Annotated in this window: 11 protein-coding genes; 6 read left to right on the top strand and 5 right to left on the bottom strand. The window is 50.6% G+C overall.

Annotated elements, in window-relative coordinates; translation table 11 throughout:
• Positions 1–10: 10 nt before the first annotated feature.
• Both GKS04_02270 and glyQ read right to left on the bottom strand, forming a co-directional pair.
• Positions 11–2,089 carry a glycine--tRNA ligase subunit beta gene (locus tag GKS04_02270; GenBank protein ID QMU56007.1) on the bottom strand — a complete coding sequence of 693 codons (2,079 nt, stop codon included), beginning with the start codon at positions 2,087–2,089 and terminating at the stop codon, positions 11–13.
• The gene (gene glyQ, locus GKS04_02275; GenBank protein QMU56008.1) at positions 2,086–2,970 is read right to left on the bottom strand and encodes a glycine--tRNA ligase subunit alpha; all 885 of its coding nucleotides are present in this window, start codon (positions 2,968–2,970) and stop codon (positions 2,086–2,088) included. Before glyQ ends, GKS04_02270 begins: the two co-directional genes overlap by 4 nt.
• Before the next feature lie 136 nt (positions 2,971–3,106).
• Between glyQ and GKS04_02280 the strand changes: the two genes are divergently transcribed.
• From GKS04_02280 to purE, 6 genes are read left to right on the top strand one after another with little or no spacing between them, the layout of a single operon-like run.
• Positions 3,107–4,690 (top strand): type II secretion system protein GspE, encoded by a 1,584-nt coding sequence (locus GKS04_02280; protein QMU56009.1) that lies wholly within the window; start codon positions 3,107–3,109, stop codon positions 4,688–4,690.
• Between the two features lie 15 nt (positions 4,691–4,705).
• Positions 4,706–5,821, top strand: coding sequence for a hypothetical protein (locus tag GKS04_02285; GenBank protein QMU56010.1), 1,116 nt, complete (start codon positions 4,706–4,708; stop codon positions 5,819–5,821).
• A gap of 19 nt (positions 5,822–5,840) precedes the next feature.
• A complete protein-coding gene (locus tag GKS04_02290; GenBank protein QMU56011.1) occupies positions 5,841–7,952 on the top strand; it encodes an amino acid permease in 2,112 nt (703 codons plus the stop codon).
• A gap of 9 nt (positions 7,953–7,961) precedes the next feature.
• On the top strand, positions 7,962–8,612 hold the full coding sequence (locus tag GKS04_02295) for an HAD-IA family hydrolase (GenBank protein QMU56012.1): 651 nt from the start codon (positions 7,962–7,964) through the stop codon (positions 8,610–8,612).
• A 9-nt stretch (positions 8,613–8,621) separates the two neighbouring features.
• On the top strand, positions 8,622–9,785 hold the full coding sequence (locus tag GKS04_02300) for a 5-(carboxyamino)imidazole ribonucleotide synthase (protein ID QMU56013.1): 1,164 nt from the start codon (positions 8,622–8,624) through the stop codon (positions 9,783–9,785).
• On the top strand, positions 9,782–10,303 hold the full coding sequence (gene purE / locus GKS04_02305) for a 5-(carboxyamino)imidazole ribonucleotide mutase (GenBank protein QMU56014.1): 522 nt from the start codon (positions 9,782–9,784) through the stop codon (positions 10,301–10,303). Before GKS04_02300 ends, purE begins: the two co-directional genes overlap by 4 nt.
• 26 nt (positions 10,304–10,329) lie before the next feature.
• Here purE and GKS04_02310 read toward each other — a convergent pair whose 3' ends face one another.
• The 3 genes from GKS04_02310 to cyoE form a co-directional block, all read right to left on the bottom strand.
• Positions 10,330–10,869 (bottom strand): hypothetical protein, encoded by a 540-nt coding sequence (locus tag GKS04_02310; GenBank protein ID QMU56015.1) that lies wholly within the window; start codon positions 10,867–10,869, stop codon positions 10,330–10,332.
• Between the two features lie 10 nt (positions 10,870–10,879).
• The gene (locus GKS04_02315; GenBank protein ID QMU56677.1) at positions 10,880–11,614 is read right to left on the bottom strand and encodes a site-specific DNA-methyltransferase; all 735 of its coding nucleotides are present in this window, start codon (positions 11,612–11,614) and stop codon (positions 10,880–10,882) included.
• Between the two features lie 369 nt (positions 11,615–11,983).
• A complete protein-coding gene (gene cyoE / locus GKS04_02320; protein QMU56016.1) occupies positions 11,984–12,886 on the bottom strand; it encodes a protoheme IX farnesyltransferase in 903 nt (300 codons plus the stop codon).
• Between the last annotated feature and the right edge of the window lie 2 nt (positions 12,887–12,888).

Below are 12,888 nucleotides of genomic sequence, written 5' to 3' on the forward strand. Positions count from 1 at the left end.
GGGGGCGCGGTCAGTCTTTTGACGAGTCCAGTTTTGACAAGTCGCCGACTTTGAAAAACAGGTCTTTTATGTGTCCGAGCAGGGCGATGCGGTTTTTCCGTATGCGTTTGTTGGAGTGCATTACCATCACGCCTTCAAAGAACGCATCAACGGGTTTGCTCAAAGACCCTATCAGTTTCAGGTGTGCTTCGTAACCGCTCTTGACGGGGGTTTTTTCAATCTTTTCAACCGCTTTCCAGAGCGTTTTTTCCTCGTCATTTTCAAACAGTTTCGGATTGACTTTCCCGTCCGTGCCATCTTTGAGAATGTTCACGACCCTTTTGAAAGACGCCACGAGTGTCATAAATGATTTTGACTTTCTTGCGCCTTCAAGCGCGGCAAGCCGCCGCCCGCAGTCCGTTACGCCGTCAAAGCCCGCGGAGATAACCGCTTCAAGGGAGTCCGCTTTCGCTTCATGTGCCATAACGCTTCTGAACCTTTCGGCGATAAAATCCCGCGCTTCGGCGCCAACCTGTTTTATGTCCGTTACGGGAGCGGCTGAATAGGACGCTTTTTTCAACAAATTGAGCGTGAAGTCAATGAGTCCGGCGAGGCTGAAATCAAGATTCTTATCAAGCGCCGTCCGTATAAGCCCGATTGCCTGCCTTCTGAGCGCGAGCGGGTCGGACGAACCGCTCGGTTTCATTCCCAGATAGAAACAGCCGCAGATATTGTCAATTTTGTCCGCTATTGCCAGCAGCGCGCCCGCGTCCGTTGCGGGAATCTCCGAGTCCCTTGCGGTCGGCATATAGTGTTCCTCAATCGCGGCGACAACGTCTTTGTCTTCGCCCTGTTTTGAGGCATAGTGTCCGCCCATAACGCCTTGCAGTTCGGGGATTTCAAAAACCATCTGTGTTGCGAGATCGGCTTTTGAAAGGCGTGCGGATTTTTTCAGTTTGTTCACAAGCGTCTTTTTACCGGTCTTGAGCGCGAGTTCGGCGGCGATTTTTTCAAGTCTGGCGGTTTTGTCGCCGTAGGTTCCAAGCCCTGAGAGAAAAATCATTGATTCAAGTTCGCCGGTTCTGTCCCGGAGAGGTTTCTTTAAATCTTCTGTGTGGAAAAACTCCGCGTCCACGAACCGCGCGCGCAACACCCTTTCGTTTCCCTTGATTACCGCGCTTGCGTCTTTGACGGGAGTTCCGCACACAAACACAAAATGCGGCATGAGTCCGCCCGATGTTGAAAATACGGGGAAGTATTTCTGGTGGTTTTTCATCACGCTTGTAAGAACCTCTTGCGGCAGTTCAAGAAACTTTTTCTCAAAATTTCCAGAGAGAACAAGCGGGTGTTCCACAAGTCCGCAGACGGTATCAAGCAATTCGTCGTCCCGTCTGAAAACGCCGCCGAGTTTTTTACATTCGCGCGCGACCTCTTTTTCAATCAGCGTGCGCCGCTCTTCGGGGTCGGCGATGACAAAGTTTTTTCTCAAAAATTGAAGATACGGCTTCCAGCCGGCGGGTTTGAAGGGTTTGCCTCCCGCGAATCTGTGCCCTGAAACAGTGTTTGAAAAGGGTATTCCGGGCGCTTCAATTTTGAGCGGTTTGCCGCCGTAAAAGCACGATATTTTCCTTATGGGCCTTGCAAATACCGCGCTTTGCCCGTTCCATCTCATTGATTTTGCGCAGCGAACCGCCGCTATAATCGCGGGCGTTTCCCGTGCGATTATACGCCCCGAATCTTCGCCCTTTGTTTTCCGCCGGAACACAAGAAACCTGCCGCGCTCGCGCTGGGCTGTTTCAAGGTCTTCCACTTTCACGCCCTTGCTTCGGGCAAATCCAATCGCGGCTTTGGTGGGCGAGCCGTCCGGATTGAAAGCCGCGGCTTCCGCAGGTCCAAAACTCTCAACCAGCGTGTCTTTTCCGCGCGGCTCCAGTCCCTCTATCATCAGCGAGAAGCGTCGGGGCGTGTGAAGGCATACGGTTTTTTTTAAACCCACGTTCAACTCCCGCAGGCGGTTTTCAAAACCTTCCGACAGACCGCGTGCGATTTCCGGCGCCATCGCGGACGGAATTTCCTCCACCGCGAGTTCAATGAAAAGATCTTTCTTCATCGTTTCGTTTTTCCGGCGGCGAGCAGGGGAAATCCCAACTCTTCGCGTTTTCTGAGCCACGCCTGAGAGCAAGCCGCCGCCAGAGTGCGCACCTTCGCGATGTAGTTCTCCCGCTCGGCAATTCCCACCGCGCCGCGCGCGTCAAGCAGATTAAAAACATGCGAACACTTCATGCAGTATTCATAGGCGGGAAGAGGCAGACCGGCGTTCGCGAGTTTTTCGCATTCTCCTCCGAACTGCTTGAATAAATCCGTTAGCATTTTGCGGTCTGACATCTCAAAGTTATAGGTTGAAAACTCAAACTCGCTTTCCTTGTGTATTTCACCGTAGGAAATTCCGCCGTCCCATTCCAGATCAAAAACGTTGTCAACTTCCTGCAAATACATCGCGATTCTTTCCGTTCCGTAAGTTATTTCAGCCGATACCGGGTCAAGGTCAACGCCGCCCGCCTGCTGAAAATAGGTGAACTGTGTAATTTCCATTCCGTCCAGCCAGACTTCCCAGCCCAGCCCCCACGCGCCAAGTGTCGGTGATTCCCAGTCGTCTTCAACAAACCGTATGTCGTGCTTCATCGGGTCTATGCCGAATGATTTAAGCGATTTGAGATACATCTCCAGAATGTTTTCGGGAGACGGCTTTATCAGCACTTGAAACTGGTAGTAGTGCTGAAGCCGGTTGGGGTTGTCGCCGTATCTGCCGTCCGTAGGCCTTCTGCACGGCTCCACATAAGCCGCTTTCCACGGCTCGGGCCCGAGGCAGCGCAGAAAAGTGTGCGGGTTAAAGGTTCCCGCGCCTTTTTCCGTGTCGCCCGGCTGCACAATCATACAACCCTGTTTTGCCCAGAAATCTTGAAGTGAAAGTATGAGTTTTTGAAAGGTCATTTTCGAGCCGGAAGCGGAAAATCAATTCTAACACTAACACTAAACGGGCGGAATTGAAAAGCGATATTGATTTCCCGCCGCCGCTTGGAGTTTTTTGGTATATTGTTCCCTCAAACCAACTTTTTCAGACGACCGGATGATGAGTAAACAGTTTTCCGCAGGCGGTTTCCGCGGGGCAGAAAATAGCCCGGTGAGAATGGACACGAGGATAGATTCTGATTTACTTGCGGCGTTTCCGGAGAACTTTGTCCGTGAGCACGGAGCGATTCCCGTTTACAGAAAAAACGGCAAAGTGATTGTGGCGGTCGCGCCCGGCGCGGCTCCCGAAGTGCTGGACTATGTAAAGTTCCGCTACGGAAGCAGTGCGGATTTTGTGCCCGTTTCTTCCGACACCGTTCAAAACCTCATAGAAAAAAACTACGGAGCCGGGGACGAGTCGGGTGTTTTTAGCAAAGATTCCATACGCGGTGTGATTGAGGAAGTGGCGCGCGTTTCGAGTGGCGCATATGCGCTTCGCGCGGACGCCGATTTTTCAATCTCCTCCCCGGTTGTCCGGCTTGCCGGTTCCATTATTGAGGAGGCGTTTTCCAAAAGAGCAAGTGATGTGCATCTTGAGCCGTATGAAGAGGGACTCAGGGTCAGATACAGAATTGACGGCGTGCTCTACGTTTTTCACCGTCTTCCCATTGAAATCGCCCCAATTCTAACCTCCAGAATCAAGGTTATGTGCGAACTGGATATCGCTGAGAAAAGGCGCGCTCAGCAGGGACAGATGAATTTCCGGACTTCGCGCGGAGACGATTTTGAATGCAGGGTTTCGGTTGTGCCCGTAACTTTTGGCGAGAAAATAGCCATACGTATTCTTGACAAAGGCCCTCTCAATTTCAGTCTCAAACAGCTGGGATTTGAAGATTCGCAACTCGCCGATTTTGAAAAAGCTGTCAGAGCCGAAAACGGAATGGTGCTTATTGCGGGTCCCACGGGGAGTGGAAAAACCACGACCCTTTACTCCGTTCTTGAGGAGATAAAAAGCGAGCAGATTAACATCGTTACCGCAGAGGACCCGATTGAATACAACTTGAGTGGAATAAATCAGGTGCAGATACGCGAGAACATCGGGCTTACTTTCTCCGAATGCCTGCGGAATTTTCTGCGGCAGGATCCCGATGTGATTCTGGTTGGCGAAATCAGGGATTCCAAAACCGCCGACATCGCCGTCAAAGCGTCTCTCACGGGGCATCTGATGTTTTCCACAATCCACACCTCGGACGCGCTTTCGTCTGTCGTCCGCCTGCTTGACATGGGCATTGAGCCGTTTCTTGTCGCGTCTTCTCTTCACGCCGTTGTCGCGCAACGGCTTGTGCGGGTCATTTGCCCCTCCTGCAAAAAGCCCGCCGCCGTAAACTCCGCCGCCCTTAAGTCTGCCGGCATATCCGAAAAGCAATGTCCCGCAGACGCGGTGTATGAGAGCGCGGGTTGCGACAACTGCTCCTCAACCGGATACAGGGGGAGGGAGGCGGTTTATGAAGTCGCCGTTGTTGATTCAGAACTCAAAGAGATGATAGCCCGCCGGGCGTCTCTGAGCGAGATGCGGCGGTGGGCGGCGGACAAGGGGATAAACACGATGAGGCGGAACGCGATTCGCAAACTCGCGCTCGGAATAACAACACTTGAAGAGGTGGTGAAGAACACTCCGCCCGATTCAAACAAGGAGGCATAGGGCGTGGCCGGTTTTATGAGAAATCACGCAACCGTTGCGGGTTTTTTGAAGCGCGCGGTGAAACTTCTCAAAATGGAAATCCACACAGGTGCGGTTTCGCGTTCCGCGGTTTACGCATTTACGAGAAAGTTTTCCGTTATGACGGGCGCGGGAATTGACATATCGTACGCGCTTGATGTTCTCGCGACTCAGGAGACGGACGCGCGGTTTAAGAAAATCATCGAGAAGGTTGCTCTTTCAGTGCGGCGCGGAGAAAGTTTTTCCTCCGCTCTTGAGAAGTGTCCCGAAGCGTTTTCGCCTCTTTACACGGGGCTTGTGCGCGCAGCGGAAAGCGGCGGTGATATGGGCGAAATTATGGCGGATTTTGCCGACAGTCTTCAGAAATCGGAAGTGTTTATAAAAAAGATGAAGGCGGCGATGGTTTATCCCCTAACGATTGTGGTTACCTCCGTGATTGTTCTTTTTCTCGCAATGTCGTTTCTTGTGCCCGTGTTCGCGCAAGTGTTCAGCGATATGCAGGCGCCTCTTCCCGCCTTAACCCGCGCGGTTGTGGGCTCGGCGGTTTTTTTGAAATCAAACCTCGCGTATATCGCCGTTTTCACCGCGCTTTCGGTAATTGTTCCAATCGCGCTTTACCGGCGCGGCGGACACGCGGCGATGTTTTTTGACCGCATGCTTTTCTTCATGCCGGTTTTTGGCGCGATGGTGCACAGGTCAATTCTGGCGCGGTTCTGCCGGACGCTTGCGTCCCTCTTGCGGGGAGGAGTTCCGCTTGTCTCCGCTCTTGAAGTTGTTTCTTCCTCGTCTAACAACCGCTTTTTCTCAAGCGCGGTGATTGCCGCGGCGCGCAAGATGGTCAGGGGAGGGGGAGTGGCGGAATCGTTCGGCTCAGAGCGGCTGTTTCCCGCCGTGTTTGTTTCAATGGTTGATGCGGGAGAGCGTAGCGGGAAACTTCCGCGCGTGCTTGAAGGGCTCGCTGACAATTATCAGCAGGAGGCGGACCTGCTGTCTTTGTCGGTTCAGTCCTCGGTTGAAAGTGCGGCAACCCTTATTGTCGGCGTTGCGGTCTCGGTTATAGTGATTTCCATGTATCTGCCAATATTCAGCCTTGTGTCGCTTTTTTCGGGTTAGCACCGGAGCCGGGAATTCAATGTCTGAAGATTCAAAAAAACTGAAAAAAGAACTTGGCGTGAAAGACATTTTCGCTCTCGCGGCGGGCACGAGTTTGAGCGCGGGATTCTTCCTTCTCCCCGGATTTGCGGCGAGTGAATACGGGCTTGGTTCATCGGTTGTTATTGCGTATCTGGTTGCGGTTTTTGCGCTCATTCCGGTCGTTTTCAGCATAGCCGAACTCTCAACCGCCATGCCCAGGGCGGGCGGCGCCTATTACTTTATTGACCGCTCTCTGGGTCCTCTTTTCGGCACTGTCGGCGGCATTGGAAGCTGGCTTGCGCTTGTTCTTAAATCCGGTTTTGCGCTCATAGGAATGGGCTTTTATATTGCGCTCTTTTTCCCCCAATACAGTGAACACATTGTGCCTATTTCAATTTTGGCGTCAATCGCTCTGGGCTTGATTAACTGGATCAGCGCGAAGTCAAGCGGCGAGTTTCAAAAATGGCTTGTCGGTGTGCTTGTTCTAATTCTCGCGGTCTTCGTTTCGGGCGGCGTTACAAAGATTGAGCCTTCAAATCTTTCAACATTTTTTGATTTTCCCGCGCAGGCGCTTTTGTCCACCTCGGCAATGGTTTACATCAGTTACGCGGGGATAACGAAGGTTACAAGTCTGTCCGAAGAGGTGAAAGATCCCGAAAGAACAATTCCGCTCGGAATGTTCTACGCGCTTGGCGTTTCGGTTCTCGTTTACGGACTTGGAACTCTGGTGATGGTCGGTGTAATTCCGCTCGGAGGGCTTCTTGGAAACCCGACTCTTGCCGCCGATGCCGCGCAGGCGATTTTTGGCGAAACGGGTCTCTACCTGATTTCGCTCGCGGCAATTGCGGCGTTTATTTCAGTCGCCAACGCGGGAATTCTCACCGCGTCACGCTATCCCCTCGCAATGAGTCGCGATGACATTATACCGCGCGTTTTCGCGAAAATTTCGCACAACGGCACTCCCATTTACAGCCTGATTCTCACGGTCGTGTTCATATCTCTCATTCTCGTGTTTCTTGACCCCGCGAAGATTGTAAAACTCGCCAGCGCGTTCCAGCTTTTTGTTTTCGCCATTCTGTGTTTTTCGGTCATCGTGATGCGGGAAAGCAGGATTGAGGGTTACGACCCCGGATACAGGTCGCCGTTTTATCCCTGGATGCAAATTGCGGGGGTTGTGTCATCGCTATGGCTGTTTTCAAGCGTGGGAATTTCCTCAAAACTGTTCACTGCCGTGGTCGTGGTCGTGTGCATGCTGTGGTACCGGCTTTACATTCGCAAAAAACTCAAAAGGGACGGCGCGATATTCCATATGTTTGAGAATCTGGGACGCTCAAGATACGGGGGGCTGGACACCGAACTCAGGGGAATACTCAAAGAGAAGGGGTTGAGAAAAGACGACCCGTTTGACCGCCTTATGGCCGGAAGCGCGGTGATTGATTTGGAGAATAAGGACGGAGTTGATTTTGAGACGGTCGTGAACATGGCGTCCGAGGAATTCGGAAGGCGAATAAAGAGGTTCGGTTCGCGCGAACTTGAGCGGCGTTTTATACATGGCGCCGGTGTCGGCATAACGCCCGTTACCGAAGAAGGAGTCGCGCTTCCGCATTTACGGCTTGACGGGATTGACAAAATGGAAATTGTGATGGTCCGTTCGTGCGCCGGAGTTCAAATGCCTCCCGACCCGGAGTCGCCCGGCCTGCAAGTGCCGAAAGCCAGAGCGCTGTTTTTCCTCATCAGTCCGTCCGATGACACGAATCTGCACTTAAGAATACTCGCGAGAATGGCCAGTATTGTTGAAGCGCAGGGCTTTTTTACTGACTGGCTGTCCGCCGCCGGAGAGGATGACCTGCGGGCGATATTCACTCGCAGCGAGCAGATAATCACCGTTAATATCGGAAAGTGGGACAGCGCGGCGCATTCGCTCACGGGTAAGCCGCTTAAAGATTCGCGGCTTCCGCAAGGATGTCTGGTCGCCCTTGTGAGGCGCGGCGGACAGACCGTTGTTCCGGGTCCGCTCACAATTCTTGAAGAAGGCGATTCGGTAACTTTTGTCGGCGAGCCCGAAGCGATTGAAGAGTTGAAAACAAAATACTTGAGAGGGGCGGACTGAAAAAGCGTTTTGAGATACGAAGTCGTAATTTTTGACCTTGACGGAACGCTTATAGATTCCGTTGCCGACATTGCGCACGCCGCCAACATGTCTTTAAGCGCGAACGGGTTTGCCGAACGCGGGCTTGACGAATACAGGTTTTTTATCGGCGAAGGCGCGGCGGCGATGATGAAAAAAGCGCTTCCTGACGGCGCGTCCGCGGAGCAGGTGAACAAGTGCGTTGAGAGTTTTATGATTTTTTACCGGCGCGCTTTTGACATCCACACGAAACTTTATGACGGAATTGCCGAGGCGCTTTCCGTCCTTTGCTCAAAAAGTGTGAAGGTTGCCGTTCTTTCCAACAAACCGCAGGAAATGACTTCAAAAATCGCGCAGACACTTCTTTCGCGGTGGGAATTTTCCGAAGTCGTCGGGCACGGAGAGGGCACTCCCAGAAAGCCCGACCCCGCAGGCGCGCTGGGCGTTTGCGGACGCATAGGGGTTGAGGTGGAAAAAGCCGCACTTGTTGGAGATTCCGCGATAGACATGGAAACGGCGGTGTCTGCGGGGATGCTTCCGGTGGGTGTGCTGTGGGGATTCAGAGGCAGGGATGAACTTGAATCCGCGGGCGCGCGGCATCTCATTGAAAGCCCCGCCGAACTTGAAGCCATATTAGGATAGAATTTAACAATGAACCGAACCGGCACAGGCGGCATAAAAACACGGCTCGGAATTCTCGGCGGCGGACAGCTTGGCAAGATGCTGTGCCTCGCGGCGGGCAGATGGAATCTGCCGACTCTTGTTCTTGACCCTTCCCCCGACTGTCCGGCGGCGGGCGTGTGTTCGGAGTTTATTCAAGGGGATTTCAGAAATTCTGAAGACGTTCTGCGCTTCGGGCGCTCCGCAGACGCGCTCACCATAGAAATAGAACATGTGAACACGGAAGCGTTGAAGCAACTCGCGGCGGAGGGAGTGCAGACAAATCCTTCGCCGGAAATTATCTCTCTCATACAGGACAAAGGGATTCAGAAACAGTTTTACCGGAAAAATGGAATCGCTTCGCCGGAATTTGCGCTTTTTGACTCCGCACGCGAAATAAGGGAAGCCGTCTCCGGTGGCGGGGCTGAAATCCCGTTTGTGCAGAAACTCCGCACAAGTGGTTATGACGGGCGCGGCATATTTATCGTGCGCTCCGAATCAGACCTTGAGAACCTGCTTGACGGACCTTCGGTTGTTGAGGAATTGATTGACGTGGAAAAGGAGCTGTCCGTTATTGTGGCGCGGAGCGCAAGCGGCGAAACGGTCTGTTTCCCGCCCGTTGAGATGATGTTCAATTCCGAGGCGAATCTTGTGGAATTTCTCGCGTGTCCGGTTTCAGATGTTGACCCCGGGGCACTCAACAAAGCGGAAAAAGTCGCGGTTGAAATCGCGCAAGCGCTTGATTTACGAGGAATAATTGCGGTTGAGATTTTTCTTTCGTCCGGCGGCGAAATTCTGGTGAATGAGTCCGCGCCGCGCCCGCACAACAGCGGTCATCACACAATAGAGTCGTGCGTCACTTCACAATATGAGCAGTGCCTGCGGGCGGTTCTTGGGCTTCCGCTTGGAGACACAAACCTCAAAAACCCATCCGTTATGGTGAACCTTCTCGGAGAGCCGGGGCATGAGGGAGATGCGGTTTACGAGGGGTTGGAGGAATGTATGAAAGTGAACGGGGCGAATTTTCACATCTACGGCAAAAAGCACACAAAGCCGTTCAGGAAGATGGGGCACGTTACGGTTGTTGACAAAAATCTTGAGAGCGCCTTTGAAAAAGCGCGTTTTATTAAACAAAATCTACGTGTGGTGTCATGAGTAAACCGGTTGCAAGCATTGTTATGGGGTCGGATTCCGACCTTGAAGTTATGAAAGAGGCGGCGGCGTTTCTGGAAGAGACGGGCGTTGCGACCGAAGTTACAATCGTGAGCGCCCACAGGACTCCCGAACGGCTTTTTGATTTCGCGAAAAAAGCGCATGAGCGCGGAATTGAGGTCATAATCGCCGGAGCGGGCGGCGCGGCGCATCTGCCGGGAATGATAGCGTCCATTTCGCCGCTTCCGGTAATCGGTGTGCCGATTAACTCGTCAAACTCAATTGACGGCGTGGATTCGGTTTTGTCCATTCTTCAAATGCCTTCGGGCGTGCCGGTTGCCACAGTTGCGGTTGACGGCGGAAAAAACGCCGGAATTCTCGCGGCGGAAATTCTCGCGGTCAAAGACGGCAAACTCAGAAAAAAACTGATTGAGTTCAAAAAATCCCTCGCGGACGGAGTTAAAAAGAAGTTTGAGAAGTTGGAAAAAGAGGGCTATGTGGAGTATTTGAAGGGGAAATGATTAGAGGAATATCCTTGTTTTTTTCTCTACTGTTTTTCCGGCAATCCCAACCACGCTAACGGCAACTCGTTAAATTTATAATGGCAGTTAACGCTGTTTATGTAGTCTAAAACATCTTTATACTCCGGTTTTCTGAACCAATCGTTAAGCACATACACATATTCGACTTTTAATCCTATTGGGTTAACCAGTTTTAGATATTGTTTGCGTTTGAAGTCACAAGTTTGCAGTTTTTCGTCAACTGAACCGGCAACCTGTTGATACTTTACTTCTATAATAAACAAGGTCTCTCGGACAATCACAAGCAAAGCGTTATCCGGTAATAAGCGTTTGGAAATCAGTTTTGTCCAATCAATCTTGTGTTCATTTAAGAATTTATAGAAATCGTGTTTTTTGAAGCATCTGGCGACAAGTTCACCTGAATAGCGAACTTCATGCCCCGCATTTTTTGAGGATTTGACAACTTTATAGTTTGGAATCTTTTCAAGAAGATTTAGGAAATCAACTTTTTTTTCAAAGTTTAATCCTGTAATTGTATTTCCTCCATATTTCCCTCCGGTTTTCATTCAATAGTCCTTAAAAATTCAGTTTTTCGTTGTTTTCTTTTATTGCATTTTTCAGGCGTTTTGTCGATGTTTTTATGTAGTTTGTTTCCAGTTCGCAACCGACAAATTTTCTTTTGTTAGTAACGGCGGCTACTCCGGTTGTTGAACTTCCGGCAAAAGGGTCAAAGATTAAATCATTCGGGTTTGTGCTTGCCAGAATAATTCGTTCGAGCAATGAAGATGGTTTCTGGGTTGGGTGTTTTCCAAACTTTTTTTCTTCCTTGCCAGGCGCTTTCATGTTCCATACGGTTTTCATTTGCTTTCCGCAGTTTTCCTGACGCATTTCTTTATAATGAAAATTATGCTTGGATTTTTCATTTTTTGCCGCCCAGATCACGGTTTCTGTTGAGTGAGTGAAATATCTGCAAGACAGATTAGGAGGAGGGTTCGGTTTTTCCCACGTAATATCATTTAATACCTTCATTCGTAACTGTTGCATTGCGTAACCAATGGAATGGATAACATGGTGTGTTCCCGACACCCAGATTGTGCCGTTTGGGTTAAGAAGTTTCTGACATCTTGATAACCACGCCAGATTGAACTCGTGATTCAATTTCGCTCCTTTAGATTTATCCCAACTTCCCTTGTCCACTTTAACCATTTTCCCAGCGTGACAACTTATACCTCCATTGGATAAAAAGTATGGGGGATCGGCAAAAACCATATCAAATTTGCCCGTTGGGTATTGTTCAATCAATTTGTCCATGAATTCCAGGCAGTTTGTTTGGTAGAGCCACACACCGGCATCATCATTACGGAAAACACATTTGTTGGTGGCATATTGAGACTTTTCCATCAGTACCAGAGGCACTGATTTCTTTTCTTCAGCGGTTTTGTATTTCAGACTTTTTTTCTTTTTAAGTAACGGTTTTCTGGCGATTGGTATGTTTTTATAAGGACCATCAGATTTTTTACTGGAAACAATTACGCCGAGAGTTCTGTCAATTTTTATGTAGTGTCCGCTTCTTGGATTTTTCACCTGAACAATATCATTTTTTCTTTTTTCTACCCGGACTTTCTTTTCCTTTGCCATAATCACATTTTACCTGTCACATTCTCAATCCCAAAAACCCCCTCACACAAACTCCATCAACCTATCAATCTCTCTTTGTCTCATTGCGATATCCACAATAAGCGCGGTCATTATCAGCAACATATAGACGATTGACGCGCCGAACGCGCCTTCGTATCCCTTGTTTGCTATCGCGCATTTTACGACCGTTATGTTGAAATAAACGCCCAGCGCGAGCGCGACTGCGGCGAAGTAGCCCGAAGTTATGCCCATGAGTGACATAATCAGAGTCAGCGGAATGAGGGAGATTGAATAAAGGATAATCAAAATGTTTGTGTATTTTTCGCCGAACGCGACCGGCAGAACGGCGATGCCCGCTTTTTCATATTCACCGCTGTATTTCTGCGCGAGCGCCCAGAAGTGGGGCGGCTGCCAGAGCATCATAAAAGTGAAAAGAATAATTGCCTCGGTTTCTATCACGGGGCGTATTGCCGTGTATCCGATTAAAACCGGCAACGCTCCCGGAATTCCGCCCAGAACTGTGCCGAACGGCGAATTGCGCTTCAAAAACATTGTGTATAAAACCGTGTAACTCACCGCGGCAAGCACGATAAGAAAAGCGTTGAGGGCGTTTATCCAAATTGCGGAAGCAACTGTCGCGCCCGCTATCATAGTCCACGAAACAATGACGGAGTTTTCCTCTCCGAGCCGTTCAAGCGCGCTTACTCTCGCGCTCAGCCGATTCATCAGTTTGTCGGATTTTCTGTCAAGAAAGTTGTTGAAAATCGCCGCGCCCGCCGCGCTTGCCATGAGGGTCAAACAGCCCAGCAGTGCGATACCCGGCGCCGGAATGCCTTTTTGAGACAAAACCATTCCGGCAAATCCCGTGAACACCACGCTCAGGATAATTCCCGGTTTTGAGAGGATTACCGTTGAAACAACTATTTCGCGGATGGGATTTTTCATTG

The organism is Candidatus Mycalebacterium zealandia (genome assembly GCA_014075295.1).
Taxonomy (GTDB): Bacteria; Desulfobacterota_D; UBA1144; order Nemesobacterales; family Mycalebacteriaceae; genus Mycalebacterium; species Mycalebacterium zealandia.

Bases quoted from the DNA above. Each gene is read 5' to 3' on its own strand.
- purE (QMU56014.1), top strand. From the start codon at position 9,782: ATGAGTAAACCGGTTGCAAGCATTGTTATGGGGTCGGATTCCGACCTT.
- GKS04_02285 (QMU56010.1), top strand. From the start codon at position 4,706: ATGAGAAATCACGCAACCGTTGCGGGTTTTTTGAAGCGCGCGGTGAAA.
- GKS04_02310 (QMU56015.1), bottom strand. From the start codon at position 10,869: ATGAAAACCGGAGGGAAATATGGAGGAAATACAATTACAGGATTAAAC.
- glyQ (QMU56008.1), bottom strand. From the start codon at position 2,970: ATGACCTTTCAAAAACTCATACTTTCACTTCAAGATTTCTGGGCAAAA.
- GKS04_02280 (QMU56009.1), top strand. From the start codon at position 3,107: ATGATGAGTAAACAGTTTTCCGCAGGCGGTTTCCGCGGGGCAGAAAAT.
- cyoE (QMU56016.1), bottom strand. From the start codon at position 12,886: ATGAAAAATCCCATCCGCGAAATAGTTGTTTCAACGGTAATCCTCTCA.
- GKS04_02270 (QMU56007.1), bottom strand. From the start codon at position 2,089: ATGAAGAAAGATCTTTTCATTGAACTCGCGGTGGAGGAAATTCCGTCC.
- GKS04_02315 (QMU56677.1), bottom strand. From the start codon at position 11,614: ATGGACAAATTGATTGAACAATACCCAACGGGCAAATTTGATATGGTT.
- GKS04_02290 (QMU56011.1), top strand. From the start codon at position 5,841: ATGTCTGAAGATTCAAAAAAACTGAAAAAAGAACTTGGCGTGAAAGAC.
- GKS04_02300 (QMU56013.1), top strand. From the start codon at position 8,622: ATGAACCGAACCGGCACAGGCGGCATAAAAACACGGCTCGGAATTCTC.